The sequence below is a fragment of the Rhodanobacter sp. IGA1.0 genome (genome assembly GCF_040208325.1).
GTDB lineage: Bacteria > Pseudomonadota > Gammaproteobacteria > Xanthomonadales > Rhodanobacteraceae > Rhodanobacter > Rhodanobacter spathiphylli.
Map to the genome: position 1 here is coordinate 1131665 of NZ_CP157948.1, position 15486 is coordinate 1147150.

13 protein-coding genes are annotated in these 15486 nt (G+C 68.5%); 1 reads left to right on the top strand and 12 read right to left on the bottom strand.

Going from position 1 to position 15486, the window contains the following annotated elements; translation table 11 throughout:
- Positions 1–3 precede the first annotated feature (3 nt).
- The 12 genes from gltS to ABNK63_RS05065 all read right to left on the bottom strand — a co-directional run bounded on the left by gltS (position 4) and on the right by ABNK63_RS05065 (position 14942).
- Complete coding sequence (gene gltS / locus ABNK63_RS05010; RefSeq protein ID WP_350016853.1) at positions 4–1218, bottom strand: sodium/glutamate symporter; 1215 nt, start codon at positions 1216–1218, stop codon at positions 4–6.
- A gap of 25 nt (positions 1219–1243) precedes the next feature.
- Positions 1244–2230: an N-acetyl-D-Glu racemase DgcA gene (dgcA, locus tag ABNK63_RS05015; RefSeq protein WP_007804416.1), complete on the bottom strand. Its 987-nt coding sequence runs from the start codon at positions 2228–2230 to the stop codon at positions 1244–1246.
- Positions 2215–3258, bottom strand: a complete 1044-nt coding sequence (gene dgcN / locus ABNK63_RS05020) for an N-acetyltransferase DgcN (RefSeq protein ID WP_350016854.1) — start codon at positions 3256–3258, stop codon at positions 2215–2217. Before dgcN ends, dgcA begins: the two co-directional genes overlap by 16 nt.
- Positions 3259–3393: 135 nt before the next feature.
- Positions 3394–5166: a gamma-glutamyltransferase gene (gene ggt, locus ABNK63_RS05025; RefSeq protein WP_350016855.1), complete on the bottom strand. Its 1773-nt coding sequence runs from the start codon at positions 5164–5166 to the stop codon at positions 3394–3396.
- Positions 5167–5339: 173 nt separating this feature from the next.
- The gene (locus ABNK63_RS05030) at positions 5340–7811 is read right to left on the bottom strand and encodes a TonB-dependent receptor (protein ID WP_350016856.1); all 2472 of its coding nucleotides are present in this window, start codon (positions 7809–7811) and stop codon (positions 5340–5342) included.
- Positions 7812–8170: 359 nt separating this feature from the next.
- A complete protein-coding gene (locus tag ABNK63_RS05035; protein ID WP_007804424.1) occupies positions 8171–9073 on the bottom strand; it encodes a LysR substrate-binding domain-containing protein in 903 nt (300 codons plus the stop codon).
- Between the two features lie 89 nt (positions 9074–9162).
- A complete protein-coding gene (gene ispA, locus ABNK63_RS05040) occupies positions 9163–10071 on the bottom strand; it encodes a (2E,6E)-farnesyl diphosphate synthase (protein WP_007804426.1) in 909 nt (302 codons plus the stop codon).
- Positions 10055–10312, bottom strand: a complete 258-nt coding sequence (locus ABNK63_RS05045) for an exodeoxyribonuclease VII small subunit (RefSeq protein WP_007804428.1) — start codon at positions 10310–10312, stop codon at positions 10055–10057. Before ABNK63_RS05045 ends, ispA begins: the two co-directional genes overlap by 17 nt.
- A gap of 172 nt (positions 10313–10484) precedes the next feature.
- Entirely contained in the window at positions 10485–11786 is a 1302-nt protein-coding gene (gene tilS, locus ABNK63_RS05050) for a tRNA lysidine(34) synthetase TilS (RefSeq protein WP_350016857.1), read from the bottom strand.
- Between the two features lie 10 nt (positions 11787–11796).
- Positions 11797–12534, bottom strand: a complete 738-nt coding sequence (locus tag ABNK63_RS05055) for an NYN domain-containing protein (protein WP_350016858.1) — start codon at positions 12532–12534, stop codon at positions 11797–11799.
- Between the two features lie 209 nt (positions 12535–12743).
- Positions 12744–13694 (bottom strand): DUF2268 domain-containing putative Zn-dependent protease, encoded by a 951-nt coding sequence (locus ABNK63_RS05060; protein WP_350016859.1) that lies wholly within the window; start codon positions 13692–13694, stop codon positions 12744–12746.
- A gap of 291 nt (positions 13695–13985) precedes the next feature.
- Positions 13986–14942, bottom strand: coding sequence for an acetyl-CoA carboxylase carboxyltransferase subunit alpha (locus ABNK63_RS05065; protein ID WP_007804435.1), 957 nt, complete (start codon positions 14940–14942; stop codon positions 13986–13988).
- A gap of 167 nt (positions 14943–15109) precedes the next feature.
- Between ABNK63_RS05065 and ABNK63_RS05070 the strand changes: the two genes are divergently transcribed.
- Positions 15110–15484, top strand: a complete 375-nt coding sequence (locus ABNK63_RS05070) for a YajD family HNH nuclease (protein ID WP_007804437.1) — start codon at positions 15110–15112, stop codon at positions 15482–15484.
- The last annotated feature ends 2 nt before the right edge of the window (positions 15485–15486 follow it).

A 15486-nucleotide genomic window follows, 5' to 3' on the forward strand; every position in this document is an offset into this window, starting at 1 on the left:
CCGTCATTTCCAGCCGTTGATGAAGCCGGTGATGACCAGGGCGTTGGTGAAGTCGATCAGGAACGCGCCCACGATCGGCGCGACCAGGAAGGCGCGTGTCGCCGGGCCGTAACGCTCGGTCAGCGAACTCATCACCGCCATCGCGTTGGCGGTGGTGCCCAGCATGAAGCCGATGAAGCCGCTGGCCATCACCGCCGCGTCGTAGTCGCGCCCCATCAGTTGCAGCAGCGGCCAGCAGCAGAACGCCACCACGATCAGCGACTGCACGCCGAGGTTGACCAGCAGCGGCAGCGCCAGCCCGCTGAGTTCCCACAGGTGCAGGTCCATCAGCGCCATCACCAGGAACAGCGACAGGCAGGTGTTGCCGATGATGTCGATGGTCGGCATCGACAGGCCGAACCAGCCGTGGCGGTCGTCGATGTTGCGGATCAGCGCGCCGACCAGCATGGCGCCGATGTAGGCCGGCAGGGTCAGCCCGAGCTGGCCCAGTCCGCCGCTGATCCAGGCGCCCAGTCCCATCGCGAGCAGCAGCCAGACGAAGTTGCGCAGTCCCGCATAGGCGGCCTCCCCGACCCGCGGCGCGCTGGCGGGAGGCTCGTCGGCCAGCGCCACGGCGACCGCGCTGGCCGTGCGGGGCGAGCCGATCGGCGTGCGCAGCTTCATCCGCTCGATCAGCATCGTCGCCACCGGCGCGCCGATCACCGAACCGAGCACGATGCCGGCCATGGCGTTGGCCAGGGCCACGCTGGCCGCGCCATGGACGCCGGCCTCGGCGAACACGGGAGCAAACGCCATGCCGGTGGCCGGGCCGCCGGTGAGCGTCACCGAGCCGGTGATCACGCCGAACAGCGGCGGCAGGCCGAAGGCGGTCGCCAGGCCGATGCCGACCAGGTTCTGCACCACCGCCAGGCCGCTGGCCAGGCCCAGGAACAGCAGCAGCTGGCGACCGCCGATCCTGAGCAGGGACGTGCTGGCGTTGAAGCCGATCGCGGTGAAGAACGCGATCATCAGCGGCTGCTTGAAGGTGGTGTCGAAGCGCACCGGGGCCACCTCCCACTGGCGGCAGGCCAGCAGGGCCAGCGCCACCAGCAGGCCGCCGATCACCGGCGCCGGGATGCTGAAGCGCGCCAGCAGCGGCACGCGCTTGCGGATCGCATAGCCGACCAGCAGGAACAGGCCGCCGCAGGCCAGGCTCTGGATCGCGTCGAGGTTCAGCATGGCGTGCTGCCCGGCCGCGGCATCGTCAGCCGCCCCAGAAGGCGGGCGCGGGCGGCAGCAGGAAACCGTCGTGCAGGCTCACCCCGTCGGCGTAGTCGTGCTGCAGCCAGAGCGGGCCATCCAGGTCGATGAACTCCGCCTCGCGGGCGATTTCCAGTGCCGGGGTGATGCCCAGCGACGAACACACCATGCAACCCACCATGATCTTGAATCCGTCGGCACGCGCGGCGCGCAGCAGTCGCCAAGCCTCGGTGAGTCCGCCGGTCTTGTCCAGCTTGATGTTGACCGCCTGGTAGCGGCCGCGCAGTCGCGGCAGGTCGGCGGTGACGTGGCAGGCTTCGTCGGCGCAGATCGGGATGCGGCTGTGGAAACCCAGCAGGGCCTCGTCGGCATCGGCGGGCAGCGGCTGTTCCAGCAGTTCCACGCCGGCGCGTTCCAGCAGCGGCTGCAGGTCGCGCAGGATCTCGATGGTCCAGCTTTCGTTGGGATCGACGATGAGGTGCGCGCGGGGCGCGGCCTGCCGCACGGCCTCGATCCGCGCGGCCGGGTCGTCGGCGTCCACCTTGATCTTGATCAGCCCGGCGTCGGCGATGCGCGCGGCCGCCTCGCCCATGCGCGCGGGCGTGTCGATGCTGAGGGTGATCGCGCTGCGCAGGGTGGCGCGTGGCGGTCGTCCCAGTTGCACCCACACCGGCACCGAGCTCAGCTGCGAATCGAGGTCCCACATCGCCGCGTCCAGCGCGTTGCGCGCCGCGCCGGGCGGCAGCCGCAGCTGCAGTTCGTCGCGGCCCATGCCGGCGGCCAGCTCGGCCCTCAGCGACTCGATCTCGTCGAGCACCGAGGCCATCGATTCGCCGTAGCGCGCATACGGCACCGATTCGCCGCGCCCGGTCCGTCCTGCCTGGTGCAGTTCCACCGTGACCACGTCGGCGGCGTACTTCACGCCGCGCGCGATGCGGAAGGGTGCCACCAGCGGGAAGCTGCGCTCGCTGATGTTCAGTTCGCGAAGCATGCGAGCAACTGGTCCACGATCGCTTCGACACCCATGGTCACCGGGTCCTGGCAGGGCAGCTGGAGCAGGTCGCTGATTCGCTTGCAGGCGTCGGCGGCTTCGCCCGCCGCCATGCCGGAGGTATTCAGCGCGACGCCCACCGGCTTCACCGCCGGATTGGTGAGGCGCGCGGCGACCAGGTTCGCCTCCAGGCACGGCTTCAGCTCGGGCAGCGGGTAGTCGGGCAGGCCGCGCATGTGGCGCCGGGTGGGTTCGTGGCACAGCACCAGGGCGTCGGGCTGCGAGCCGTGCAGCAGGCCCAGCGACACGCCCGCGTAGGAGGGATGGAACAGCGAGCCCTGGCCTTCGATGAGGTCCCAGCCGCCATCGTGGCGCGCCGGCGAGATCCACTCCGCGCCCCCGGAGATGAAGTCCGCGACCACCGCATCGATCGGCACGCCGGCGCCGGCGACGAAGATGCCGGTCTGGCCGGTGGCGCGGAAGTCCGCCAGCAGGCCGCGCTGGCGCATCGCGCGTTCCAGCGCCAGCGTGGTGTACATCTTGCCCACCGAACAGTCCGTGCCCACGGTGAGCAGGCGCCGGCCTGCCCGCGGCCGGCCGTTGCCGACCGGGATGCCGGGCGCGGGATCGCGGGCGTCGAACAGCACCCGGCCGTTGCGCTGCGCCGCGGCCACGATGTCGGGGTTCTCGCGCAGCTTGTGGTGCAGGCCGGCGACCACGTTGAGGCCGCTGTCGAGCGCCTCGATGGCGGCGGCCACGATCTCCGGCGCCATCGTGCCGCCCGCGTTCGCGGTGCCGATCAGCATGGTGTTCGCGCCGAGGTCCTTCGCCTCGGCCATGCTCATGTCGGGCAGGTCCAGCGTGGGCTTGCAGTCGGGATGGCGCAGCTGGCCCACGCACCATTCCGGGCGCCAGTAGGCCACGCCCCTGGCCGTCTTGATGGCCAGGTCATCGGCCGCGTTGCCCAGGTACAGCAGGTACGGCGGACGCCATTGCGCGGAAGGCTTCGCATCGCCTTGGGTGGACATGAAAGAGGACTCCAGGTGGCGGCGGCGCCGTCGATCAGGGGGAAGTGGAAGGAGGCGGAAGATCGGGCACGTGAACCCTGGCTGGGCAACCGCCAGCAGCTCGCGGTGTCGCAACCGGCCTTGCGGCCGGCTGCCTCAATGGGCGGTTTCGACCTTGCCCAGGCCGTTGGGATTGCGCGGGTCGCTGGCGGCGGTCTTGGTGTTGCTGGTCTTGTCCCACACCACCACGTTCATGTTGCCCCAGGTCTCGGTGTCGTTGATCTCGTAGCCCATCGCCTTCAGCTTGGCCAGCACGTCGGCGGGGATGTCGCTGCCCTTTTCGATGTCGATGCGGTCGGGCAGGAACTGGTGGTGGATGCGTTTCTGCGCGGTGATCTGGCCCGCGTCCTTGCCGTCGACGAAGGCGAGGATCGCCTCGAACACCTGGGTGATGATGGTGGAGCCGCCGGGCGAGCCGATCACCGCGAGGCGGTCCTTGCCGACCACGATGCTGGGCGACATCGACGACAGCATGCGCTTGCCGCCGACCGGCGCGTTGGCGCTGCCGCCGATCAGGCCGAACGCGTTGGGCTGGCCCGAGACCAGGGCGAAGTCGTCCATCTCGTTGTTGAGCAGGATGCCGGTCTTGCCCGCCACGAAGCTGGAACCCAGGGTCGTGTTCACCGTGGCGGTCATCGAGACCATGTTGCCGTCCTTGTCGATGATCGAGTAGTGCGTGGTGTGCATGCCGGGGCTCTTCGCATGCACCGACGGCAGCCACGCCGACTTGGTCGCCTGCTCGGGCAGGATGCTCTGGCGCAGGCCGTCCGCGTAGTAGGGCGACAGCAGCATGTCCAGCGGCATCTTCACGAAGTCGGGATCGCCGAGGTATTCGTTGTGGTCGCGGAACGCGCGGCGCATCGCCTCCACCAGGTAATGGATGCGGTGTGCTTCATCCATGCTCTTGAGGTCGAGCGGGGCGAGGATGTTGAGCATCTCGGCGATCGCCACGCCGCCGGAGGAGGGCGGCGGCGCGGTGATCACCTTGTAGCCGGCGTACTGCAGCTCGATCGGCTGGCGTTCCTTCGCGCGATAGTTCGCCAGGTCGACGAGTGTCCAGGTGCCGCCGGCGGCGCGCACCGACTTCACCAGTTCCTTCGCCACCGCGCCCTTGTAGAAACCGTCCGCGCCGTTGGCGGCGAGCGCCTTCAGCGTGCGTGCCTGGTTCGGATCGCGGAACAGGTCCGCTTCGACCGGCGCCTTGCCGCCCGGCATGAACTTGCCCGACGAGGCGGGGTAGCGGCGCAGCACTTCGGCCTTGTAGCCGATCGAACGAACCAGTGCACCACTGGGATGGAAACCCTGCTCGGCGATCCGGATCGCCGGACTCAGCGACGCCGCCAGCGGCAGCTTGCCGTACTTGCCCGACATGTAGGCGACGCCGGCGGGGAAACCGGGGATGCCGGCAGCCAGCGGGCCGTTGAGCGAGGTGTCGCGGTTCGGCGTGCCGTCCGCCTTCAGGTAATCCTTCTCGCTGACCGCCTGCGGCGCCATCTCGCGCGCGTCGATGAAGGTGTCCTTGCCGGTGGCCGCGTCGTGGATCACGGCGAGGAAGCCGCCGCCCATGCCGGACGCTTCCGGCTGCACCACCGACAGCGTGCTGCCCACCGCAATCGCTGCATCCACCGCGTTGCCGCCGCGCGCCAGCACTTCGAAGCCGGCCTCGGTGGCCAGTGCGTTGGCGCTGGCGATGGCGGCGGTCTTCGACGCGGTGGTCGTCGATGTCGCGGCGTCCTGCGCGTGGGCCAGGGCGCCCAGCGCCGGCAGCAGCGCCAGCGCCAGCAGGGTGCGGCGCCAGCGCGACCGGCTGCGCGTCGTGGTGCGGCGGGCGATTCCGGCATCGCTGCGCAGCGTGTGTTGTTCGGTCATTCGTTCACTCTCCACGATGAGGTTCGAGCATAGTCACGGGCGGTCGCGTGCCACCAATGAAAAGACGCTTGCCTTGCATAACTGATGGTTGGGGCATGCCGGCGATGGCCGTCTGCATGGAGCGTCGGCGAAGGTCCCGGCGTGCAGCGGGACCTTCGCCGCAGCGGGCTTGCCTACCAGTGGTACTGCACCTTGCCGTACACGTAGGCACCCATGAAGCCGAACGGCGAGCTGGACGAATACGGGAAGGCACCGTTCTGGTCGTCGCTCTGCGGCACCTTCTTCGGATAGGTGTCGAGCACGTTGTCGCCGCCCACGGTGAAGGTCCAGCGGTCGCGGTTGTAGCTGACCGCCAGATCGAGCAGCCATTTGTGCGGGTAGACGATGTCATTCAGATAGCTGGTCGAGCCGTACGTCGTGATGCGGCCGTAGCGCGTCAGCGTGCCGTTGAAGGCCCAGTGGCCGAGGCTGTAGGTTTCGTTGAGGATCAGCTTGCTGCGCGGCGCGGTGTCGGCCAGCAGGCCCTTGATCGCGCTGCGGTTGAGGCGCTGGAAGATCACGCCCAGCGAGTCCAGCACCGGAGGGTTCGGCTTGACGTCGGTGACCTTGTTCTTGTGGTAGCCGTAGCTGAGCGTCGACATCAGGCTGCCGTTGTCGCCGAAGTCGCTGCGGTAGCTGGTCACCACATCGGCACCCTGGGTGCGCACCGTGCCGGCGTTGGTGAAGTAGGACAGGCCGCTGTACTGCAGGTTGGTGACGCCGTTGGCGGCCAGGTAGGCGACCACCGAAGGCGTCGACAGCGAAAGCGAGCTGGACAGCGCGATGCGGTTGGTGACGGTGATCTGGTAGGCATCGAACGACATGTTCAGCGCGTTGGTCGGGTTCCACACCACGCCGGCGGTGAAGTTGCGCGACTTCTCCGCCTTCAGCGGCTCGCTGCCCAGCAGCTTTGCCAGCGGGTTGTCCACCGGCACCAGGCCGCGCAGGTAGATGCCCGGCGGCAGACCCAGCGAGTTGCCGGCGCCGTAGGCGGCGGAGGTGGTTTCCGAATAGTGCTGCTGGCCCAGCCCCGGCGCGCGGAAGCCGGTCGAGGCGCTGCCGCGCAGGGCGAACGAGTCGGTGAAGTCGAAGCGGCCGGACAGCGCAGCCGAGGTGGTGGTGCCGAAGTCCGAATAGTCCTCGTGGCGCAGCGCGGCGGAGAAGCCGAAGCGGTCGGTGAGGTTGCCTTCCAGCTGCAGGTATTCGGCAACGTCGTGGCGCGCCACCGAGATCGCGTCCTGCGGGCCCCAGCCGGCAAAGCCCTGGGCGCCGCCGCGCACGCCGGAGGTGCCCACGTAGTACGAGCCGAAGTCGCCGGCCTCCACGTCGTAGCTCTGCCGCAGGTACTGCGTGCCGAAGGACAGGGTCAGCGGATTGGGCAGCCAGCCGAACGCGACTTCCCTGGAGATATCGATGTCGAAGGTCTGCTGCTTGGCGGTGAGGATGCCGTCGTGGAAGCTGGTCGGGCTGCTGCCGAAATCATTGAGCATCGCGTAGTTGGTGGAATTGCGCGTGCTGTAGGAGACGCGGTTGCCGCCGTAGTTGCCGCTGACGTCCCAGCGCCAGCCGTTCCAGGTGCCGCGCAGGCCGGCCACCAGCGAGGTATCCGCCGAGTCGCCGTGCTCGCGCGGCAGGAAGCCGTCCGGATAGACCAGGCCGATCAGCGGGTTGTTCGGGTAGGCGGTGTTGCTGCCGTAACGATAGAAGCCGCGCGGTTCGCCCACGCGGCGGCCGTAGTGACCGAACGCATAGAACTGCACGCCGGGCGTGATGTCGTACTGCGTGTTGAGGAACAGGTTCTTGTTCTTGAACGAGACGGTGCCGAAGTGGAACTTCACGCCGAGCTGGGCCAGGCCGGGGCGGCGGTCGACACCGGCGCGGTTGCTGGGGCTCTGGTTGCTGTCTTCGGCGGTGATGCGCAGCCAGCCGCTGTCGCCGCCCAGCGGAATGCCGAAGTTCGCCGCACCCTGCCACTGGCGACCATCGCCGGCGGAGAACTGGCCGCCGCTGACCTGCACGTCGCCGCCCTTGGCGCCCTTCTTCAGGATGATGTTGACCACGCCGGACAGCGCGTCGGAACCGTACTGGGCGGAGGCGCCGTCACGCAGCACCTCGATGTGATCGATGGCCGACAGCGGGATCGTGTTGAGGTCGATGCCCTGCGAGCCCTGGCCGATCTGGCCCAGGCTCAGCACCAGCGCGCCGGGATGCCAGCGCTTGCCGTCCACCAGCACCAGCACCTGGTCCGGCGACAGGCCGCGCAGTTCGAACGGGCGCTGGAACGCGAACGTGTCGGAGGCGGGCGCGAACGGGAAATTCAGCGAGGGGATGGCGCGCTCGAGCGCCTGGGTCAGGTCGATCGTGCCGGTCTGCTTCAGCACGTCGGCGGAGATCACGTCGATCGGCGTCAGCGACGAGCTTTCCGTGCGGTTGCCGGCGCGGGTGCCGGTAACCACCACCGGCCCGAGGTCCTTCGCCTTGGTCGGCGTGGCGGCGGGCGCCCCGCCTTGCGGATCGGCCTCCTGTGCCGTGGCGGCGCTGGCCAGTACCAGCAGGATCGCGGCAGACAGCAAGGTCGGAACGAGCCGACCGGAACGCTTGTTCATGAACATTCTCCCCGGATGTTTTGCAACAGGATGCTGTCGGCCCGGGCGGTGAGACCGTCCGGTCGGCGGGCGACGACTTCGCAGCGAATCGTTGACTTACTGCATCGGGAATCGAGGCGGCCCCTTCCGCCCCGTGGGTGCTGCCGCCGGCTCGGGTGCATGCCGCGTCGGCGTGTCGCCACCGCGCGGACTGGCCCTGCATCTGATCGAGGCGTGCTCCGCTCGGACATCCACTCTCCCCCTCACGACACGGATCGAGGATAGTCACAGCCCCGCGCCGGCCTCCAATGAAAAGACCGGCACCAGGCATAACCAAAGGTTGTGGGTGTGGCTGAGGCCGGAGCGCCGCGCCGGGCGCCTCAGGCCTGGCCCAGCATCTGCTGGGCCAGCTGGCGGACGAGGCCGAGGAAGCGCTTCTGCAGCGGATTCAGCGGGCTGTCCAGCCGATAGAGCGCGTGGAGCACCACGTCCAGCTGCAGTTTCAGCGGGCGCGTCTGCACGGTTTTCCCGCCGCCCCACGATGCAGTGAACGGATCGACCAGGGCCAGGCCCTCGCCTTGCGCGACGAGCGAATACGCCAGCTGGTAGGTCTGCACCCAGACTGCGGTGCGCGGTGCCGGCACCACCTGGCTCAAGTGGCCTTGCAGCATGCGGCCCAGCGCATCGTGCACCGCGATGCCGACCATCGGCTGGTCGGCCAGCGCGGTGACCGGCAGCGGCTGCGCCAGTTCCTCCGGCGACCACCAGCCGGGCGGGGCGATGACCATGATGTGGCCGCGGCACAGCGGCTCCTGGTGCAGGCCCTGGTGGCCGGCGTTCTGCAGGGTGAGCCCGATGTCCGCTTCGTGGAGCATCAGCGATTCGCACATCTCCGCCGAGTGCTGGGTGAACAGTTCGGCGGTGGTGTTGGGAAAGGACTTGCGCAGCAGGGTGGTCGCGTCGGGTACCAGCGCATGCGCCAGGGTCGGCGTGCAGGTCACCCGCAGCGGCGAGCTTTCAGGGTCGCCGATGTTCGCCGTGAGGCGCTGCAGGTCGTGCAGATCCTGGATGATCTTGTCGACGCGATGACGCAGCAGCAGTGCTTCCTGGGTCGGCTGCAGGCGTCCGCGCACCCGGCTGAACAGGGCGAAGCCCAGTTGCTGTTCGGCATGCTGCAACGCCTTGCTGGCGGCAGGCTGCGAGATGTTCAGCAGGTCCGCCGCCCCGGTCAGGCTGCCGGTGGTCAGCACCGCATGGAACACTTCGATGTGGCGCAGACGCATCGGTTGACGACCCCTTGCCGCGATGGCGACAGTGTCCGAGTGCAGCACAGGAACCGTTGTGCAGCAAGTTGCCGCGCGCGGCGAACGGCTCAGCGCACCCGCAGCGCGGAATACAGGGCCAGCTCGCGCAACAGCTCGCCGCGCGTGCCCAGCGGCGCGATCGCGGCCAGGGCCTGCTCGGTCAGTTCGGCCAGCCGGGCGCGCGAGGCGTCGAGGCCGATGATCGACGGGAAGGTGGGCTTGTCGGCGGCGGCGTCCTTGCCGGCGGTCTTGCCGATCACCGCCGACTCGCCTTCCACGTCGAGGATGTCGTCGCGCACCTGGAAGGCCAGGCCGACCGCGTGGGCGTAGCGGTCGAGCGACTGCAACATGCCGTCGTCGGCGCCGGCGGCCAGCGCGCCCAGCTGCACCGATGCGCGGATCAGCGCACCGGTCTTGCAGGCGTGCATGTGTTCCAGTTGGTCCAGGCCCAAATGCCGGCCGACCGCGGCGAGGTCGAGCGCCTGGCCGCCGGCCATGCCCTCGGCGCCGCAGGCCCGGCCCAGTGCACGCAGCATGGCGATGCCGGTGGCGGCCTCGACCTGGCGCGCGGCGTCGTCGGCGAGGATCTCGAACGCCAGCGCCTGCAGCGCGTCGCCGGCGAGGATCGCCATCGCCTCGCCGAACACGATGTGGCAGGTGGGCCGGCCGCGGCGCAGGGCGTCGTCGTCCATCGCAGGCAGGTCGTCGTGCACCAGCGAATAGGCGTGGATCAGCTCCACCGCGCAGGCTGGCGCATCCAGCGTGGCGCTGTCATGGCCCAGCGCCTGCGCGGCAGCGTAGACCAGCAGCGGACGCAGCCGCTTGCCGCCGCTCAGCACGGCGTAACGCATCGCGCGGTGGAGTTCGGCGGGGGAATGTCCGGCGGACGGCAGATGCCGATCAAGCGCCTGTTCGGCGCGCTGGATCAGGGACTGCAGGGCAGGGCCGAGCTCGGCGTGATCAGAGTTCGGGTTCAAACGGCTGGGCGCTGTCGGGGGCATCGGGATCAAGCAGCAGGCGCACGCGCAATTCGGCTTGTTCCAGCGACTGCTGGCAATGACGGAACAGACCGATGCCGCGCTCGAACGAGGCCAGCGAATCGTCCAGGCTCATGTCGCCACCTTCCATCTTCGCGACCAGTTGCTCCAGCTCGTCGAGCGAGTGTTCGAAGTCGGCGACGGGCGGGGTCTTGCTGGTTGCGGGAACGGTCTTGGCCATGGCCCGCAACGCTAACGCAGCAAGCCCCCCGAATCAATCCGGAAAGCCAATCCACCACCGAAACCCGACCCACCGAGCCAAGCCGAAGCACGAAGCCCGACTCCCGCTCGGCACGTCAGCCTCCTCTCCCGCCCGCGGGAGAGGATTGAGGTGAGGGCCGCCCCGCCCCGACTCACCGCCCCGCCCGCCAAAGCGGCCACGCCCCCACCTTCCGAAACAGCTCCGCCCCCTGGCCACTGAGCCAACAATCCGCCACCGCCACCAGCTCATCGCCGGCAAGGATCAGCGGACAACACGCTCTCCGCCACGGCGGCATCCGCGCCTGTTGGAACAGGTCGCGCAATTCCCGGGTATGCGCGTCGCCCTCCGGCTTGATGCGCTCTCCGCCGCGCCGCAGCCGCACGCGCAAGGGTTCGGCGAGGCGGACGGCAGGATCGTCCAGGGTCAGTTCGCCCCCATCGGGCAGGGCCAGAGGCTCGCCATGCCAGTCAGTCTGCCACCGGTCATCGATGTCGACGGCGGCCGGCAGCGCCCACAGCCGGCCCTTCCAGATATGCAGCTCGGTATCGTCCCAGCGAATGCAGGGCAGCCGGCCGGCACGTGCCGCGCATTGACGCTCGATCTGCCGGCGTTGCGCCGCGGTGGGCGCGCTGCGACCACGCGCGTGCAGCCAGTGGTCGAGCAGCGGTTCGCGCAGCGCCGGCGCCAATGCCAGCCAGCCAGGGGCGTCCAGGCTGCCGCTGGATGCGTCGTGCAGTTCGTCGAACGCGGCCAGCCATTGCGTGCGCAATGTGTCCGCCGCCGCGCGGCTCAATGCGGCGCTGTGCAGGATCGAATCCGGCGCCTGCGGCCAGAAGCGCAGCAGCCGTGGCAGGATCTCGTGGCGCAGGCGATTGCGCGCCAGGTGGATGTCGGCATTGGACGGATCGTCGATGCAGGCCAGCCCCTGTGCCGCCACGTAGTCGTGCAGCTGCTGGCGGGACAGTTCCAGCAACGGGCGCCACAGCTGCCCACGACCGAAGCGGCGCAAGACACGCATGCCGCCCAGCCCCTCGGGCCCGGCGCCGCGCAGCAGTTTCAGCAGGACCGTTTCGACCTGGTCGTCGCGGTGATGGGCGAACAGCAGCAGCTCGCCTTCGCGCAGCCCGGCCGCCAGCGCGGCGTGGCGCGCCTCGCGTGCGGCCGCTTCCAGGCCGCTGCCGCTGCCGCGTCGCACCTGCACCGGCAAGACCTCGCAGGGGATGTCGAGCGTGGCGCAGAACGCCCGGCAATGTTCCGCCCAGAGCCCGCTGTCCCCATGCAGGCCGTGATCGACATGCAATGCCCGCAGCCCGCGTTGGCGCGCCGGCGCCAGTTGCGCCAGCGCATGCAGCAGGGCGGTGGAGTCGGGGCCGCCACTGAAGGCCACGCACAGCGGTGCGGGCGGCAGGGTTTCGAGCGCGCGGCGCAGGTGCCGGTGCAGCGTGTCGCTCACTTCCGGTTGCTCATTTTTTTGCGATGCGCTGGCGCACGTAGATGTGCTTGCCGTTGCCGATGTGGCGTTCCTCGGCGTCGAACAGGCCGATGCCCTTGATCAGTCCGCTGAGCTTGGCGTAGCCGTAGTTGCGCGAATCGAAATCGGGCGACTGCTTGTTGATGATGCTGCCGATCGCGCCCAGGCCGGCCCAGCCGGTGTCGTCCGAGGCGGCCTCGATGGCGCCGCGCAGCAGGTTCATCAGGTGGGTGTCGCCGCGCAGTTCCTTGGCCGAGCGCTGCTTCGGTGCCGCCTCGGCCTCGGCGGTCGCCGCGGTGCCGGCCAGCACTTCGGTGTAGATGAACTTGTCGCAGGCGGTGCGGAACGGTTCGGGCGTCTTGCGCTCGCCGAAGCCGTACACGGTCAGCCCCGATTCGCGGATGCGCGAGGCCAGCCGGGTGAAATCGCTGTCGCTGGACACGATGCAGAAACCGTCGAAGCGCCCGGCGTAGAGCAGGTCCATCGCATCGATGATCATCGCCGAGTCGGTGGCGTTCTTGCCGACGGTGTAGCGGAACTGCTGGATCGGCTGGATCGAGTGGCGCAGCAGCACTTCCTTCCAGCCGTTCAAGTCGGGCTTGGTCCAGTCGCCGTAGATGCGCTTGACGTGGGCGGTGCCGTATTTCGCGATTTCAGCGAGCAACCCTTCGACGATGGCCGGGCGGGCATTGTCGGCGTCGATCAGTACGGCGAGCTTGTCGTGGGCCATGGCGTTTCCGGTGAAAAGTTCGGTGACGCGATGGTATCGCGCCCTGACCCGGCGTTGCGGTCCGTCCGGACCCCTGAGCGACTCGCCGGTCTTGCGCCAACGCCACGGCATTGCCACGCGAGCGGGCCCCGCATGCTCCGCGCACGCTCCAGCCCTTGTGCTGCCGGCAATGGCGGGGCGCCGTGGCGATGGCTGTGCTGTCGGTTCCGTCAGCGGCCGTTGACCGGGACAGCCGGCAGAAAGGCTGATGCCGGCGCGGCGGTCATGGTCGCGATGTCCATGGCCGGCTTGAGCTGCATGCGCTGGGCTACCAGCCGGTAGCCGACGCTGTAGCCGGCCCATTGCGGGATCTGCTGACGAGGGTCGCCGAACATCACCGCCCGCATCATTGCGAAATCGGTGCTGTCCGCGTCGCCGCGCAGCCGTGGCCACAATGCCGCGAACTGGCTATCGGTCAGGGCTTCGTCCCACGGCGCGAACGTGTCGGGATAGAGCAAGTGGGCGAAGTAGTCCGCGCGCCCCTCGAAGACCATGTAGTCGAGCAGGGAGAACGGCTTGGCGGGATCGAAATCATGGCTCGCCCAGTAACTGTGGTGCAGTTCGTGCGCCAATGCGTACGGCAGCATGCGCGCCCAGTCTGCATCGACCGACACTTTGAGCATGATCCGGCCGCTGCCTGCGGTCAGGCCGGTCACGCCATGCATTGCCTTGGTGATGAATTCGCTGTGCGCGTCGACCAGTTCGACGCACAGGTTCAGTGGTGCTGCCTGGGGGAGTGTCGCGTTGGCTTTGCGCCATGCCGCCGTGGCCAGGGCCTCGAAACGGGCCTGGTCGAAACGCTTCGACAGGGCTTCGCGTTCCTTGGCCGAAAACGAGGGGTTCGGGGCGAAAGTGGCGGCGAGACTCGCGAACTGGCCGCCCTCCGAGCACTGCGCCACCCAGCGCTGGCCGAGCGCTTGCAAGGATTTGGTGTCCAGCGGATGAGCCGGGCTGGACGTCAGCCCGGCATCGAAATAATGAAAATGGATCGGGGCGGGCCCGGTCGCCGCCTTGGCGAGCGGCGCGGCTTGTTCGCTCCGGGGAGATTGGGCACGTGCGTCACCCGGTAGCTGGCATACGCAGGCGGCAACGAGTACGAACGTCAGACTGATGAATTTCATGCTCGCATTCCCCTTGCGGCCGTCATGTCCAGGATCAAAATGCGCTCGATGCTTCAGGAGCCCATGGCGTGATGGGCGAGAGCGCTGGCGAACTCCCGCCCATTGCGCACATGCGTGCGGACACCAGCGGGTCACTTCAGTTCAGTCGCGTCCGCACGAATGCATTGGCGCCTGACGGATCATGGTATCCAAGCCATTTTGCTGGCGCTACGTGACTGCCGGCATGTTCCGGCCATGCCGGAGACGACGCCTCGGCCGAGGCCGGCGCGCCCCTGCGACAGGGTTTCGCGCCTATCCCTGGTATGCGCCGTAGCTGCGCAGGCGCTGGTAGCGCTGTTCGAGCAGGTCGGGTACGGGCATCGCCTGGAGTTCGTCGAGCTGCTTCAGCAGCACGGCCTTCAGGCGGATCGCCATCGAGCGCGGGTTGCGGTGGGCACCGCCCAGCGGTTCGCGCACGACCTTGTCGACCAGGCCCAGTTCGAACAGGCGCGGGGCGGTCATGCCCAGGGCCTCGGCGGCGTCCTTCACCTTGTCGGCGCTCTTCCACAGGATCGAGGCACAACCTTCGGGCGAGATCACCGAATAGGTCGAATACTGCAGCATGTTGGTGCGGTCGCCCACGCCGATCGCCAGCGCGCCGCCGGAGCCGCCTTCGCCGATCACGGTGCAGATGATCGGCACCTTGAGTTCGGCCATTTCCAGCAGGTTGCGGGCGATCGCCTCGCTCTGGCCGCGCTCCTCGGCACCGACGCCGGGGTAGGCTCCGGGGGTGTCGATCAGGGTCAGCAGCGGCAGGCCGAAACGCTCGGCCATCTTCATCAGGCGCAGCGCCTTGCGATAGCCTTCCGGGCGCGGCATGCCGAAATTGCGGCGTACCTTGTCCCTGGTGTTGCGGCCCTTCTGGTGGCCGATGATCACCATCGGCCGACCGTTCACGCGGCCCAGGCCGCCCACGATGGCGGCGTCCTCGGCGTACATGCGGTCGCCGGCCAGCTCGTGGAATTCCTCGCAGATCACGCCGATGTAGTCGAGCGTGTAGGGACGCGCCGGGTGGCGCGACAGCTGGGTGGTCTGCCACGAGTTGAGGTTGCGGAAGATCTCGGCGGTCTTGATCTTCAGCTTCTCGCGCAGGCGGCCGACCTCGTCCTCGATATTGAACGCCTGGCCATCGCTGGCGTGGCGAAGCTCTTCGATCTTCGCGTCCAGTTCGGCAATGGGTTGTTCGAAATCGAGGAAGTTGGGGTTCATTCGCTGCAATTCACGGTACTGAAGCGCTCCAGTATAGCGTCCCGCAGCAAAACGCGAGAACGCCGCCGTATGGCTGTGACGGGGTCGACACCCGGCCTGCCACGGGCAGCGCGATTGCGCTATCGTCCGCCCCGTCACGCCCCCGCACCCGCCACCGGATCATCTGCATGTCAAGCAAGCCCATCGACAACGCGAAACTCGACCGCATCGTGGCCGAGGCCCGGCACGCCGCCGAGCAGCGCGAGCTGGGCTACCGCGAGCGCGCCCTGAAGATGTATCCGTGGGTGTGCGGCCGCTGCGCCCGCGAGTTCACCCGCACGAACCTGTCCGAGCTGACCGTGCACCACCGCAACCACGATCACGACTTCAACCCGCCCGACGGCAGCAACTGGGAACTGCTGTGCGTGTATTGCCACGACAACGAGCACTCGCGGCACATCGACCACGTGCGCGGCGGGGTGATGGCGGTGGAGGAAGCGCCGCCGGCGACGGGCAACCCGTTTGCCGACCTGAAGGCGATGATGGAGCGGGGCGGCAAGTAATC